This is a genomic window from Parabacteroides sp. AM17-47, assembly GCF_003434625.1.
Classification (GTDB): Bacteria; Bacteroidota; Bacteroidia; order Bacteroidales; family Tannerellaceae; genus Parabacteroides; species Parabacteroides distasonis.
In genome coordinates this window covers 67,045-81,959 of record NZ_QTLI01000019.1, presented here as the reverse complement: position 1 = coordinate 81,959, position 14,915 = coordinate 67,045, and the positions used below count along the sequence as shown (strand labels likewise).

At 44.0% G+C, this 14,915-nt stretch carries 17 protein-coding genes; 16 read left to right on the top strand and 1 reads right to left on the bottom strand.

Annotation, left to right across the window (positions count from 1 at the left end; genetic code table 11):
• The 16 genes from lptC (at position 1) to DW205_RS15845 (ending at position 14,462) form a co-directional block, all read left to right on the top strand.
• Entirely contained in the window at positions 1-666 is a 666-nt protein-coding gene (lptC, locus tag DW205_RS15920; RefSeq protein ID WP_008774124.1) for an LPS export ABC transporter periplasmic protein LptC, read from the top strand.
• Between the two features lies 1 nt (position 667).
• Positions 668-1,921, top strand: coding sequence for a hemolysin family protein (locus tag DW205_RS15915; RefSeq protein WP_005865821.1), 1,254 nt, complete (start codon positions 668-670; stop codon positions 1,919-1,921).
• A 96-nt stretch (positions 1,922-2,017) separates the two neighbouring features.
• On the top strand, positions 2,018-4,153 hold the full coding sequence (locus DW205_RS15910; protein WP_005861564.1) for a SurA N-terminal domain-containing protein: 2,136 nt from the start codon (positions 2,018-2,020) through the stop codon (positions 4,151-4,153).
• Positions 4,154-4,289: 136 nt separating this feature from the next.
• Entirely contained in the window at positions 4,290-5,321 is a 1,032-nt protein-coding gene (rlmN, locus tag DW205_RS15905) for a 23S rRNA (adenine(2503)-C(2))-methyltransferase RlmN (protein ID WP_005865823.1), read from the top strand.
• A gap of 16 nt (positions 5,322-5,337) precedes the next feature.
• The gene (locus DW205_RS15900) at positions 5,338-6,375 is read left to right on the top strand and encodes a DUF4837 family protein (protein WP_005865825.1); all 1,038 of its coding nucleotides are present in this window, start codon (positions 5,338-5,340) and stop codon (positions 6,373-6,375) included.
• Positions 6,376-6,391: 16 nt separating this feature from the next.
• Positions 6,392-7,501 (top strand): 4-hydroxythreonine-4-phosphate dehydrogenase PdxA, encoded by a 1,110-nt coding sequence (gene pdxA, locus DW205_RS15895; protein WP_005865827.1) that lies wholly within the window; start codon positions 6,392-6,394, stop codon positions 7,499-7,501.
• 168 nt (positions 7,502-7,669) lie between these two features.
• Positions 7,670-8,137 (top strand): adenylyltransferase/cytidyltransferase family protein, encoded by a 468-nt coding sequence (locus DW205_RS15890; RefSeq protein WP_005861572.1) that lies wholly within the window; start codon positions 7,670-7,672, stop codon positions 8,135-8,137.
• A gap of 11 nt (positions 8,138-8,148) precedes the next feature.
• Entirely contained in the window at positions 8,149-8,877 is a 729-nt protein-coding gene (locus DW205_RS15885; protein WP_005865829.1) for an SDR family NAD(P)-dependent oxidoreductase, read from the top strand.
• Between the two features lie 7 nt (positions 8,878-8,884).
• Positions 8,885-9,772, top strand: coding sequence for a CDP-alcohol phosphatidyltransferase family protein (locus DW205_RS15880; protein ID WP_005861576.1), 888 nt, complete (start codon positions 8,885-8,887; stop codon positions 9,770-9,772).
• 3 nt (positions 9,773-9,775) lie between these two features.
• Positions 9,776-10,603, top strand: coding sequence for a lysophospholipid acyltransferase family protein (locus tag DW205_RS15875; protein ID WP_005865831.1), 828 nt, complete (start codon positions 9,776-9,778; stop codon positions 10,601-10,603).
• A gap of 104 nt (positions 10,604-10,707) precedes the next feature.
• The gene (locus DW205_RS15870) at positions 10,708-11,898 is read left to right on the top strand and encodes a sigma-54-dependent Fis family transcriptional regulator (protein WP_005865833.1); all 1,191 of its coding nucleotides are present in this window, start codon (positions 10,708-10,710) and stop codon (positions 11,896-11,898) included.
• 4 nt (positions 11,899-11,902) lie between these two features.
• Positions 11,903-12,439, top strand: coding sequence for an LptE family protein (locus tag DW205_RS15865; RefSeq protein WP_005861582.1), 537 nt, complete (start codon positions 11,903-11,905; stop codon positions 12,437-12,439).
• Between the two features lies 1 nt (position 12,440).
• Complete coding sequence (locus DW205_RS15860; protein ID WP_005865835.1) at positions 12,441-13,208, top strand: hypothetical protein; 768 nt, start codon at positions 12,441-12,443, stop codon at positions 13,206-13,208.
• Positions 13,209-13,215: 7 nt separating this feature from the next.
• On the top strand, positions 13,216-13,596 hold the full coding sequence (gene secG / locus DW205_RS15855) for a preprotein translocase subunit SecG (protein ID WP_005865837.1): 381 nt from the start codon (positions 13,216-13,218) through the stop codon (positions 13,594-13,596).
• A 293-nt stretch (positions 13,597-13,889) separates the two neighbouring features.
• Positions 13,890-14,210, top strand: a complete 321-nt coding sequence (locus tag DW205_RS15850; RefSeq protein ID WP_008774116.1) for a DUF4491 family protein — start codon at positions 13,890-13,892, stop codon at positions 14,208-14,210.
• A 51-nt stretch (positions 14,211-14,261) separates the two neighbouring features.
• Positions 14,262-14,462 carry a hypothetical protein gene (locus tag DW205_RS15845; RefSeq protein ID WP_005861590.1) on the top strand — a complete coding sequence of 67 codons (201 nt, stop codon included), beginning with the start codon at positions 14,262-14,264 and terminating at the stop codon, positions 14,460-14,462.
• Between the two features lie 9 nt (positions 14,463-14,471).
• On the opposite strand, the gene DW205_RS15840 is transcribed toward DW205_RS15845, so the two are convergent.
• Complete coding sequence (locus DW205_RS15840) at positions 14,472-14,804, bottom strand: hypothetical protein (protein WP_005861592.1); 333 nt, start codon at positions 14,802-14,804, stop codon at positions 14,472-14,474.
• Between the last annotated feature and the right edge of the window lie 111 nt (positions 14,805-14,915).

The window sequence follows — 14,915 nt, the reverse complement described above, 5'->3', positions numbered from 1 at the left end:
ATGATAGGAAATCGTTTTCATTGTAAAACGGAAAATATGGGCATAACAACTACCTTCGTGGTGGTTGTTATGCTTCTTTTGTTTTCTGCCTCTTGCAGTAAGGAGCATAAGGAGGTGGTTGATGTTGAGTTTGACCCGGACAAGACTTATACGATGAAGGCTACGGATGTGTCATCCTTGATCTCCGATTCTGGTATCACGAGATATCGCTTGAAAGCGAAAGAGTGGCAGATTTATGGGAAGGCGGCGGAACCCCATTGGTATTTCCCCGAGGGGATCTACGTGGAGAAGTTCGATACCTTATTCCAGACAGAAGCGAGTATTAAGGCGGATACAGCCTATTATTATGATAAAAAAGGGCTTTGGGAGCTGATCGGTAATGTAGAGGTGGAAAGTCTGCAAGGGGAGCATTTTGAGACTTCCCAATTGTTCTGGGACCAGAAGCAAGAGAAGGTTTATTCTGATAAGTTTATGCGTATCGAGCAAGAAGATAAGATCATAACAGGTATAGGTTTTGAGTCGAACCAAGATATGACTCAGTATAAGATATTTAACTCACAAGGTATTTTCCCGGTGAGCGATGCTCCGGCCGATACGACACGGACAGCTCAGGGGGATAGTGCCCGGGTAGATGTGTCACAAATAGATTCAATAAAAAGTAATTAAGGTGGGGACGCTGACTTATATTTTAATTTCCCTCGCATTTTCCGCATTCTTTTCCGGGATGGAGATCGCTTTTATCTCCTCCAATAAGCTTCGTTTCGAGCTGGATAAGAAGGAACGTAGTCTATCCAGTAAGATACTGGGTATTTTCTATCGTAATCCAAATTTGTTTATCTCTACCATGTTGGTAGGAAATAATATTGCGTTGGTCGTTTATGGTCTTCAGATGGCAATCGTATTGGAGCCGTTTATAGCCAAGGTGGTTGCGAATGAGGCATTGATCGTTTTTATCCAATCCGTGATATCTACGATCTTGATCTTGTTTGCCGGGGAGTTTATTCCCAAGACCATATTTAAGTTGAATCCTAATTTATCACTCAATATATTTGCGATACCATTATTTATCATATATATCATCCTGTATCCGGTCTCCAAGTTCTCATCCCTGCTATCTTTTTTGATTTTGAAGTTAGGGGGCGTGAAGAACTTGAAAAGTTCACCTCAGGCATTAGGCAAGGTAGACTTGGATTATTTTATACAGCAAAGTCTGGAAGATGCTCCGCAAAATTCGGATATGGATACGGAGGTTAAGATTTTCCAAAACGCCTTAGACTTCTCGAATGTCCGTTTGAGGGATTGTATCGTGCCCCGGACGGAGATTGTAGCCTGTGATACGTCTGCTACGATAGAGGAATTGCGTTCTAAGTTTATCGAGACAGGACTTTCGAAGATATTGGTGTATAACGAGAATATTGACGATATTATCGGGTATATCCATTCTTCCGAGCTTTTCAAGAATCCGGAGGATTGGACCCAGCATATCCGTAGCGTATCGATCGTTCCGGAGACGATGGCGGCGAATAAACTGATGAAACTGCTGATGCAAGAGAAGAAGAGCTTGGCTGTTGTCGTGGATGAGTTTGGCGGTACGTCGGGTATCGTGACACTTGAGGATTTGGTGGAGGAGATTTTCGGAGAGATTGAGGACGAGCACGATATGAAGTCGCATGTGGCTAAAAAAGTATCGGACAATGAGTATTTGCTGTCGGGTAGAATGGAGATTGATACCTTGAACGAAATGTTCGGGTTGGATCTTCCGGAGTCGGATGATTATGTCACCATCGCCGGTTTTATCTTGCACTTCTATCAAAAATTCCCGAAATTGAACGAGACTGTCCAGATCGATAAATATTCGTTTAAGATAATCAAAGTAACGGCTACGAAGATCGAACTTGTACGTATGAAAGTAGGGATTTGATAAAAAAAAGGATTATATGCTGTGGAATTTCCTTTTTTTCATATCTTTGTGCCCTTAAAATGTGAAATAATAAACTTTAAAAAATAATAAAGATAAATGGCTACGCTGGAAAAAATTAGAAGCAAAGCAGGACTGCTGGTACTCGTGGTGGGTTTGGCATTGTTCGCTTTTATCATTGGAGACTTTTTAAACTCTGGTTCTACTTATTTTAGGCAATCACAGGAACGGATCGCCGAGATTGATGGAGAGGTTGTAAAAATTCAAGATTATCAAGGTCGCGTTGATGAGATGGCCGAGATGTATAAGATGCAATCCGGTTCAGCCAGCCTGCCCGAGGAATATATGACACAGATTCGCCAGTCCGTATTCGATGCGATGGTACAAGAGGTCGTGTTGGACGAGGCTACTGCTAAATTAGGTATGGGAGTAAGTCCGGAAGAATTGTTCGATATGGTTCAAGGTGAGAATATCTCTCCGTTGATCCAACAAATGCAAATGTTTACGAATCCTCAGACTGGTGCTTTTGATAAGGCCGCTTTGTTGAATTTCTTGAAACAAATCGATTCCGATAATATCGCTAGCTATCCGGCAGATCAACAGGCACAGCTGATTCAAGCTAAGAACTTCTGGTTGTTCTGGGAGAAGAACATCAAACGTCAACGTTTGGAGCAAAAATATACGACATTATTGAGCAAGGCTATTTCCGCGAATTCATTGGACGCTAAGGAAGCTTATAATGATAATGCCGAGAATTCGGATATCATTTACGCTATGCAATCATATGCTACGATTCCGGATTCAACGATTGAGGTAAGCAAGAGCGAGATCGAGAAATTGTATAACCAACGCAAGGAGCTTTATAAACAAAAAGAATCTAAGGTAATTAAATATATCGCCGTAGATATCCGTCCGAGTAAAGAGGATTATGATAAGGCACAGGCCGAGATCGAGAGCTTGAAAGAGGAGCTGGCTACGTCTGAAAGAGTGGCTGATGTAGTAAACGAGAACTCTGAGGTTCCTTATGTTGACGCTTTCTTCACGGAGAAGGCTTTGGATCCGGAGATGAAACAATTCGCTACGACTTCTGAGGTTGGCGCTGTTTATGGTCCTGTATTCGAGAATGACAAATACAGAATGTTTAAGCTAGTCGATAAGACGGTTGCTCCGGACTCAGTAAAAGTTAGCCACATCATGTTGGCCGGTAAATCTGAGGCTGAGACAACAGCTTTGGCTGATAGCTTGATGGGGGCGTTGAAAGGTGGCGCTAATTTCGCTGAATTAGCTAAGAAATACTCAGCAGACCAAGCCGCCGAGAATGGTGGTGAACTAGGTTGGTTTACAGAGGTTACCGCTTTGAGAGGTGTGAATGATGATTTTAAGAAGGCTGTCTTCTCAACTCCATTGAATGAGGTAGCGGTTGTGAAATCTTTATATGGTACTCACCTTGTAAAAGTAACAGAGAAAACAGGAAATGTTGAAAAATATAAGATCGCAGATATCGACATGACTGTATCTCCTAGCTCTAAGACCTATAGCAACATCTACAATGAGTTGAATCAGTTCGTATCGAAGAACAACTCTATGGCTAAATTGGAGGAGAATGCGAAGGAAGCCGGTTATAACTTGATTTCAGGTGCAACGGTTACTACGGATGATCAGTTGTTAGGTTCTATCAAGAATTCACGTCCGGTAATTCGTTGGGCGTTCCAGAACGATAAAGGTTCTATCTCTGAGATCTTCGAGTGTAGTGATAAATTTGTCGTGGCTGCTGTAGAAGGAAGTATTTCCGAGGGGTATCGTCCGGTTGATATGGTCGCTCCGGCTTTGAGAGCTGAATTGGCTGCCCAGAAAAAAGGCGATAAGATCGCTCAGGAATTGGCTGCTAAGAATTTAACTTCAGTTGAGGCATATGCTGAAACGATGGGTTCTTCTGTAGACTCTGTAAAGTTCGTGAACTTTGGTACTCGCCGTATCGCTGGTATCGGTATCGAACCGAACTTGAACGCTATGGTTTCTATGGCTCAAGTTGACCAAGTAAGTGCTCCGGTTAAAGGTAACAACGGTGTATATGTGTTCAAGGTATACGCAAGAAATAAAGATGGTAAGGAGTTCAACGAGGCTGAGGAAATCCGTGCGTTGGATGCTTCGAACGCGTATCGTGTAGGATTCCAAGCTATCCAATCTATGGTCAACAACGCTAAGGTGGAAGACAACCGTATCCGTTTCTATTAATAAAGAGTATTTATACTTAAGATAAAAAAGATCCCCTGTTTTGTCGTCAAGATATATTTATTTTGACGGCAAAATAGGGGATCTTTATTTTGTGGAATATTTCTCGTACTTTCGCGAATAAGAAAATATCGATAGCATGGTTGACAAAAGACAATTATTAGGGATGACCTTGGAGGAACTGAAAGGTGTGGCGTCTGAGGTGGGTCTTCCCGCATATGCGGCTAAGCAAATGGCCGATTGGATTTATAAGAAGAAAATAACCCGGATTTCGGAGATGACAAATATAGCGGTAGCCAAACGTGCTTTATTAGAGGATTCATTCGAGATCGGGGCTTATCCGCCATCTGAGTATCAAAAGTCGAAAGACGGTACGATCAAATATCTATATGCTGCCGGACCGGGGCGTTTTGTTGAGTCTGTTTATATTCCTACGGATGATCGGGCGACTCTTTGCGTCTCTTCTCAAGTCGGATGCAAAATGAATTGCTTGTTTTGTATGACGGGAAAACAAGGTTTCACGGCAAACCTGACAGCGAACCAAATATTGAACCAGATCCAGTCCTTGCCGGAAAACGATTCATTGACGAATATCGTTTTCATGGGAATGGGGGAGCCACTGGATAACGTAGACGAGCTTTTCAAGGTTTTGGAAATACTCACGGCCCCGTATGGATATGCGTGGAGCCCGAAGCGTATCACGGTTTCAACCATTGGTGTGACGAAAGGCTTGAAACGCTTTTTAGAGGAGAGCGAATGTCATCTGGCCGTAAGTCTGCACTCGCCCTATCCTATGGAACGTCTTTCCTTGATGCCGGTTGAAAAGGCATTCCCAGCGAGGGAGGTGATCGATTTAATCAAACAATATGATTTTTCGCATCAACGACGTGTCTCTTTTGAGTACATTGTTTTTAAAAATTTGAACGATAGCTTGAAACATGCCGAAGCTTTGAGTTGTTTATTAGGTGGAATTCCTTGTCGGGTAAACTTGATCCGTTTTCATGCGATACCGAATGTGTCTTTAGAGACTTCCGATATCGTTAAAATGGAGGCGTTTCGGGATTTCTTAAACGCCAAAGGAGTTGTATGTACGATAAGGGCATCACGTGGGGAGGATATTTTCGCCGCTTGTGGAATGCTTTCTACCGCGAAAAATGTTACATTTGTATAATATAAAACACACGGGTATGAAAACACGTTCTTTATTCATCGGTATGTTGCTGCTTCTTGTTTTGATGGGAGCATGTAATTCAGGTTCTGTGATGACTCAAGCTACGGGCTTCGCATATGAGGTTGTCGTGGTTATGGATCAAAAGGATTGGAAAGGCCCTGCGGGAGAAGCCATAAAGTCTGAGTTGGCCTCTTCGGTGCCCGGACTTCCGCAAGCCGAGCCTTCTTTGAAGATTACCTACGTACAACCAAAGGATTTTACAGGTCTGTTACGGTATGTAAGGAATATATTAGTGGTTACGATAGACCCCACCGCTTATACGAAAGTTTCTGTAGGCTACGAGAATAATGTCTGGGCTAGAGGGCAGGTGGTTGTTTCGCTGAAAGCTCCTAATACGGAGTCGATCGTCGAGTATTCAAAGACCCATGAGAAGGCGTTGGTCGATTTCTTCGTAAAGGTGGAGATGAATCGTGCGATAGAGCAATTACAAAAGGAATATAGTATGGTGGTTATGGATAACCTGAAAAGCGACCTGAACGTGATGTTAAACGCTCCGGCAAACTTCACGTACTATAAGGATACGACAGATTTCTTCTGGTCTTCCAATAACGCTAACACAGGCCGTATGGACTTAATCGTATATACTTTCCCTTATACTGATCCGAATACGTTTACGGAGGAATATCTGGTCGCTAAACGAGATTCTGTATTGAAGGCGAACCTGCCGGGTTCGTTCCCGGGTTCCTATATGCAAACAGAAACGCGTGCGGGAGTGGAGTATACGCCAATAACCTTAAATGGTAAATATTGCGGCGTGATGCGCGGTTTGTGGAGAATGCAAGGCGATATGATGGGAGGCCCGTTCGTAAGCCACACCCGCTTGGATGAAAAGAATCATCGTGTGGTTGTAGCCGAGGGATTTGTGTATGCTCCGGAGACAGACAAGCGTAATTTCATGCGTAGAATAGAAGCTGCCTTATTTACGTTACGTTTGCCGGGTGAATTTGAAGAACCGGTAACTGAGACATTGGATATCCCAAAAGAGAAAAAGTAATAAACAAACAAAATATATGGAAGAACGACTGATTAAAGTGGGGATCACCCACGGAGATATAAATGGTATCGGCTATGAGGTAATATTAAAGACCTTTTCCGATACCCGCATGGCGGAGCTTTGCACGCCGATTATCTATGGCTCGTCCAAGATAGCCGCTTATCACCGGAAGGCATTGGAGCTTCCTCCTATCAATATGAATATTATTTCACATGCGGAGGATGCAGGAGTAAACCGGGTGAACATTATTAACTGCGTGGAGGACGAGACCAAGGTGGAGTTGTCGAAATCTACGCCGGTTGCCGGTGAGTCGGCTTTCAAGGCGTTGGAAGCAGCAGTTACGGATATGAAGCGGGGAGTAGTGGATGTACTGCTTACCGCCCCGATCAATAAACATAATATCCAGAACGAGGATTTTCATTTTCCCGGGCATACTGAGTATTTGGAGAAATGCTTCGGTGGCTTGGATAAAAAAGCCTTGATGATCTTGATGAAAGATGATCTTCGTGTCGCTTTGGTGACGGGGCATATTCCATTGTCGCAAGTTGCGTCTTCCATCAACGTGGGCGATATCGTGAATAAGCTGCGTATTTTCAATCAGTCGTTAAAGCAAGACTTCGGTATTGTGAAGCCACGTATCGCGGTTCTTTCCTTAAACCCTCATGCCGGTGATGCCGGATTGCTGGGTACGGAAGAGGAGACGATTATCATACCGGCAATGCAAGAGGCGGAGAAAAAAGGCGTAATGTCATTTGGCCCTTATGCGGCTGACGGTTTCTTTGGTTCGCAGATGTATGATAAATTTGATGGTGTCTTAGCGATGTATCATGATCAAGGGCTCGCTCCTTTCAAGACGTTGGCGATGGATGACGGGGTGAACTATACGGCAGGATTGCCGATCGTACGGACTTCTCCGGCACACGGAACAGCTTATGACATAGCCGGGCAGAACGTGGCTTCGGAAGAGTCGTTCCGCCAAGCCTTATATGCGGCGTTGGATATCTTCCGGAACCGGTTGCGTTATCAAGAGGCTACCGCCAATCCGTTGCGTAAGCAATATTTCGATAGGGGGGGGGATAATGAGAAACTGGACTTGACGAAAGAGGACGATACGGACGGATTATAGTAGATCTTTCCTGACAAGTTTCAATAAATACATAAAATGTCATGTTAATAACGAATGGATGTTATTGACATGACATTTTTGTATGGGGCGTGGGACGCTTTTTGGTTTTAAACTTTTAAGATAGGAAAAGTTTGCGTAAGTTTGCGGTTTAAAACGAAAATTACGATTATGTTTAAAGACAAAACGATAGTATATACATCCGGGACGTTTGATATGTTCCATTATAATCATCTTAGGATGATCAATTACGCCCGTAGTTTGGCGGATATATTGATCGTCGGGGTTAGTACAGATGAGTTGGTCTCTTCTTATAAAGCGAAGCCGATCATTCCGTTCCATGAACGTTTGCAGATCATCGAGGCGTTGAAGACCCCCGATATCGTTATTCCACAACATTCCTTGGATCATACGGAAATCGTGAAGAAGCTGAATATCGACGCTTTCGTGGTAGGTGATGACTGGTTCGGAAAGTACGACTATCTGAAGGATTTAGGCGTTCAGGTATTTTATTTCCCTTACGGAACGGGGGTTTCCTCCTCGAATCTGAAAAAAACGATACATGATTCTTATGAGGCGAATCTGACAACCCAACGTCAGGCGAAGCCGGAAACAGTGAAAGGATCTGCCGCTAAATAACGATCAGTTTCATGGATAAATTTATTTTAATTACCGGTGGGACAAAAGGGATAGGAAAGGCGGTAGCGTCCTGTTTAGGAAAGGCCGGATATAACCTTATACTGACTTATGCTTCCGACCAAGCGGCCGCAGAGGAGGTACGTAGCGAGTTGGTGGGGCGTTTCGATATACAGGTTTCTATTCTGCGGGCCGATATCTCGGATCGGAATACGATCGGGGTTATCGATTCTTTCTTGGAGGAGAATAGGCTACGTTTGGACGGCCTTGTGTTCAATGCGGGAATGACCTGTCGGGATCCTTTTGAGGAACTTTCATTCGAGGATTGGGAACGGGTTTTCTTTGCTAATATCCATTTCCCGGTCTTCCTCTTACAGAAGATTGTTGGACGGATTAATAAGGGGGGAAGTATCGTGTTTACGGGTTCCTTGATGGGAATACAGCCTCATTCGGTATCCTTGGCATATGGGGTGACGAAAAGTGCTGTTCATGCGCTGGTCAAAAATATGGTGAAGTTCTTAGTTCCCTATGAACTGCGTGTGAATGCCGTGGCTCCCGGTTTTGTCGATACGGAATGGCAGAAAACAAAGCCTGCCGAGATCCGTCGGAATATAGAGAACAAGGTCTCTTTGGGACGGTTCTGCGACCCGGATGAATTGGCGGAAGTTTATAAAATGTTGATAGAGAATAGTTATTTTAATGGCGAGGTAGTCGTTGTGGATGGCGGTTACTCGTATAAATAAGAAACAAATGAGCGAGTTGGATAAGGAATACGAAGCATCGTTAAAGTCGATAGAAACAGAAAATAAGATAGACCGAATTTTTTATCGTCCGATAGGATTTCGTATTGCTCGTATGTTGCGAGGCACGGGGATTACCCCGAATATGATTACGGTTATCTCGATCTTCGTGGGTGCGGCGGTCGGATTTATGTTTTATCACGATAATTTGACATATAATATCTGTGGTATATTATTGTTGGTATTTGCCAATATCCTCGACTGCGTGGATGGGCAGCTGGCACGTCTTACAGGGATCAAGTCCGCTATCGGGCGTATCTTGGACGGATTCGCCGGGGATATCTGGTTCGCTTCGATCTATATCGGATTCGCTCTTCGTCTGTCTCATGATTACGGTACGGATTGGTTCTTTGCCTTGGCGGTCTTATCCGGTCTGTCTCATTTAGTCCAAGCGAATATCACGGATTATTATAAGACGCTTCACCTTTATTTTATCAGTAAGGATAAAGGATCGGAGTTTCAGTCTTTGGAACAGGTGGAGGCGAAACATAAGGAGATGAAGTATGGCATTAACAAGTTTTTCTACTTCTTATATCGTTGGTATACGATGTTGCAAGTGAAGGCTACGCCTACCTTACAGAGTATGTTACAAAATTTGCATGCGAAGTATGGGGATAATATTCCGGAGAATATCCGTGTGGACTTTCGTAAACAGAGTCGTCATTTAATGCGTTACATAGACTTGTTGACCTTTAATGGCCGGACGATGGTTATGTTTGTGATCGTACTAACGGGACAGGTCTGGGCTTATTACCTATACGAGATCATCGTGTTGAACATCGTACTAGCGATAGTGATGAGGAAACACGAGAAGATGTGTGCCTCGTTTTTAGGATAAAGTATGAAGAAGAGTGTTGTTGACATTTACGATTTGCAAGAGATGGTCCCGTTCTTCAAGGGGCGAGTGGGGACATGGTTGGGTAAGTTGCTGATAAAGTGCTTACGTGTGGATCTGGTTAATAAGGTACATGCCCGGAATTGTCATTTACGGGGCGCTGAGTTTACTTCCGCTTTATTGCATGACCCCATTATCGATCTCAGCTATGAGGTTCATAATAAAGAGATTTTAGATCATCTGCCGGAAGGGGCTTTTGTTACCGTTTCCAACCATCCGATCGGGTCGTTGGATGGAATCATGCTGATTGATATTTTCGCTTCCCGCCGTCCGGACTTTAAGGTGATGGTGAACGGCATCTTGACGAAGATCGGGGCGATGGAGGATAATTTCATATCCGTGGTGCCCGATTCCCACAAGCGAGGGGCGAATCCGGCGAATGTCAATGGCGTGCGACTATCCCTGCAACGCCTGAAAGAAGGTCATCCGATGGGTTTCTTCCCTGCTGGAGCGATCTCATTTTATAATAAAAAAGAGAAACAGGTACGGGATTTATCGTGGGCGCATAGCGTGATCCGCTTAGTTCGTAAGGCGAAAGCACCGGTATACCCTGTTTATTTTGATTTCCAAAATACCCATTTTTTCTATTGGCTAGGGAATATCAGCTGGCAAATACGTACCTTGCGTATTCCTACAGAGGCTTTCAATAAGCGTGGAAAGAAAGCGGATGTATATATCGGTGAGCCTATCTTGCCGGAAGAGATCGCCGCCATCCCGGAAGACAAGGATCTTGCCGAGTTCTTGTATAAACGTACATATGGTGCTAAAAAATAAGAAACGATCGATAGAATCTGTTATCAATAGTGGTAGTTTGAATTAAGATTTGTAATTTTGGCAGAGTAACTGAAATAATTACAGATTTTAAAAGTGAAAGAGTGATGAAGGTTGATGTACAACAGATAAAACAGCGTTTTGGGATTATTGGTAATAACCCCGGATTAAATCGTGCGATCGATGTTGCGCTCCAGGTAGCGCCAACCGACTTATCTGTTCTTATTACAGGAGAAAGTGGTGTCGGAAAGGAGACTTTCCCTCAAATTATTCATCAGAACAGTCAGCGTAAGCATGGACAATATATAGCCGTAAACTGTGGCGCCATTCCGGAAGGGACGATAGACTCGGAGCTTTTCGGGCACGAGAAAGGTTCTTTTACCGGGGCGTTGGCCGACCGTAAAGGGTATTTCGAGGTAGCGGACGGTGGAACGATCTTCTTGGATGAGGTAGGAGAGCTGCCAACTCCTACGCAAGCACGCTTGCTTCGTGTGTTGGAGACGGGTGAGTTTATCAAGGTCGGTTCCTCTAAGGTACAGAAGACGAACGTTCGTATCGTTGCCGCTACGAACGTGAATTTAGTGCAGGCGGTTTCGGAAGGTAAATTCCGGGAGGATTTGTACTATCGTTTGAATACGGTGCCTATTCAAGTGCCTCCCTTGCGGGAGCGTCCGGAAGATATCGTCTTATTATTTCGTAAGTTCGCCAGTGATTGCGCCGAGAAATACCGGATGCCGCCGATCCGCTTGGATGATGAGGCCCGTCAATTATTGGTTTCTTACCGTTGGCCGGGTAACGTGCGTGAGTTGAAAAACATCACGGAACGTATCTCCGTGATCGAGGAGACACGGGATATAACGGCGGATGTCCTGCGCCTTTATCTGCCGAACGTGAACGTAGAGAAATATCCGGTATTGGTGAAGCAAGATCCGGATCAAAAGATATTTAACAGCGAGCGGGAGATCCTTTATCAAGTCTTGTTCGATATGAAAAAGGACGTGAACGAGCTAAAGAAATTAGTGCATGATATCATGGGAGGGAATATCCCGATGCCAACGGTGGCAGACGATACCCCTTATGCGCATCCGATCCATCCGGCGGCAGTTCATGCCATGCACCCGACGATCCAAGATGCCGAGGATGTGGAAGAGGAGACTTTATCCTTGGAAGAGGTGGAGAAGGAGATGATCCGTAAGGCTTTGGAGAAGCATAACGGGCGACGGAAGAACGCGGCAGCCGACTTGAAGATATCGGAGCGTACGTTATATCGAAAAATCAAGGAATACAATTTGGAATAAAAATATGCTAAAGAAGATTGTCAACATACGTTTGTCGGCAGCCAATTGGCTTATACTCTCATTTTTGACGGTATTGGCTACGGCTTGCTCTATTTCCTATAAGTTTAATGGAGCCTCTATCGATTATACGAAGGTGAAGACCATTACGATTCGTGACTTCACGAACCAAGCTCCCTACGTGAATCCGACCCTTGCGCCGCAGTTTACGGAGGATTTGAAGGATATTTACATCCGTCAGACTCGTCTGCAACTGGTTCCGAGCAATGGCGACCTTGAGTTGGAGGGTGAGATCACTGGTTACGATTTCGCTCCAATGGCCGTGAAGGAGGATGCTATCGCCTCGCAGACGAGGTTGACGATCACGGTGCGGGTTCGTTACTCCAACCGGGTTAACCCGGATGAGGATTTTGAGCAGTCGTTCTCCGCTTACCGCGAGTTCGACAGTAACTTGATGCCGCAGCAGGTAGAGGGAACATTATGCGAGGAAATCATAGAGGAAATAGTAGACCAAATCTATAACGCTACGGTTGCCAATTGGTAGAATGAGGGCGGAGGATTTATATCGTTTGATGGAGGAGCCTTCGGAATTGACCGAGGGGACTCTTCTTGAGTTGCGACGAATCGTGGAGGATTACCCGTATTTTCAAGTGGCACGGATGTTGTATCTAAAGAATCTGGCCGTATTAAATGATATGAGTTTTACCTTGGAGCTGGAGAAGATGGCGATATTCTTGCCGGACCGGAAAAAGCTGTTCCAACTGATAGAGGGAGATAAATATGGCTTGAACTCCCGTGTGGAGCATGAGCCGGATATGCGAAAAGAGGATACTTTCTCCTTGATAGACGCATTCCTCTCTAACCGTAACGAGGAACCGGAGCCTAAGAAAGAAGCCTCGTTCCTGTTCCAGCCATCGGTATCGTCAGATTATATGTTTTGGTCATTATCGAAAGAGGAAGAAGAGAAGCCATCTGGAGAGGATGCGGAGAATAGGCTTCGACATCACGACTTGATCGATTCGTTCATTAAAAATGACCAACAGCGTATGCCGGGTAGTGGGCTGGAAATCCGTGAGGAAACCAGCCGTGCGGAGACTCCAGAGTCGGTGAAAGATTTGGATGATGAGCAGTCCAAATCGCTGGAAGACTCGTGCCTTACGGAAACTTTAGCCCGGATTTATATAAAACAGAAGCGATATGATAAGGCTTTGCAAATTATTAAAAACTTAAGCTTGAAATATCCAGAAAAAAATGTTTACTTTGCAGACCAAATCAGATTTTTGGAAAAGTTGATTATTAACACTAAAAAATAAAACTAAGATGTACGTATTTATTTCTATCTTAATCCTGATCGCCTCTATACTATTAATCTTGATCGTGTTGATCCAGAACTCGAAAGGTGGAGGTTTGGCTTCAGGGTTCTCTTCTTCTAACCAAATCATGGGTGTACGTAAGACCACGGACTTTTTGGAGAAAGCTACTTGGAGTTTGGCGGGTGCCGTAATCGTACTGAGTATCGTGATTACCGCATTTATCCCCAGAACTGAGCATGCCGCTCAATCAGAGATCAAGCAACAAGTGAACGACGCTGTCTCTATCGATCCTAACACGATCGCTCCGGACTTTGGTACAGCGCAACAACCGGCAGTTCCGGCAGAGGAAACTCCCGCTACTACACCAGCGGAGGAAAGCAACAGATAAGAATCTTATTTGAAAACAATATAGAAGTCATGTCCACTAACAATGGATGTGACTTTTTTTTGTGTTACTTTAAGTGTAAGCTTCTTTAGGTCTTGATCTTTTCACCTATGTGAAAAGATCGTATCACAAGGGTGAAAAGATCGTATCACGTATATGAAAAGATCGTTTCATCTTTGTGAGACGATTATTGCGAATAGGGGCTTCTATCTCTTCATAGAAAGAAATGATCAGTTAAGTGGAATATTGTTCGTATATTTGTTACATATAATAGTAATAAGTATAAATACTCAGATATGGATATGATAAATTTTGATGGGTTGTTGATCGGTATCGTTACATTTTTGATTATCGGTCTGTTTCATCCGGTAGTCGTGAAGGCCGAGTATTATTGGGGGACGAAATGCTGGTGGATATTCCTTGTCTTGGGGATTTTAGGAGTGATAGCCTCCCTGTTTATAGACAGCGTGTTTGTGTCCGCTATTTGCGGCGTATTCGCCTTCTCATCGTTCTGGACGATCAAGGAGATTTTCGAGCAGGAGGAGCGTGTGCAGAAAGGTTGGTTCCCTAGAAATCCGAAAAGAAAATACCCTTGGGACGATAGTGAGGTGAAATGAATTCTTTTCGTATCTTTGCGCTCGTGAAAGCGATATAAAAGCAATAAAGCTATGAAGACAAAGAGAAAAAAGCAAGATCCGTTAGTCGAGTACATAAAGGCTAACCGGAAAGGCAGTCGTGAGGCCGAGTTAGAAAACCACGGCAGGCCGGTCAGTCATAACCGGATTCATGTATCGAAGAAAGTTTATAATCGTAAAAGAATGAAGGCAGATGCCCAGAGGCATCTGCCTTATTTGTTTTTAGTGGCCTAAAAGGAGACCTTAGTTCGCTGTATTGTTATTGATCGGTGTCTTTTCCTTGAACCACTCCACTAGTATCCCATTCTTGAAGCTTAGGATGTAGTAGCCTTCAGAGTAGTCGGCTATCGTCATGGTTACCGTCTTATAACTGATACTCTCTATCGGGCCGTCGGGGGTTATCCGTGCGCCAGCCGACTCAAAATCCTTTCCTAGTATCGATATAACCTTTTGCTTGGTCATCCCTAGCTCTATCTTATGCATCCGGTTGTCCATTTTATAAGGATTCATTACCGTAGCGCATCCTATCAATAAGAACATTGTCAGCAACACGTATATCCCTTTCACCATCTTCATCTCTCTTTTTGTTATTTGTTGTATTGGGGGCTAAAGTAGACATTATCCCGGATATATAGTAATACGAGGATATAAAAAAAGAGGAAAACCTTTCGATTTTCCTCTTTTCCT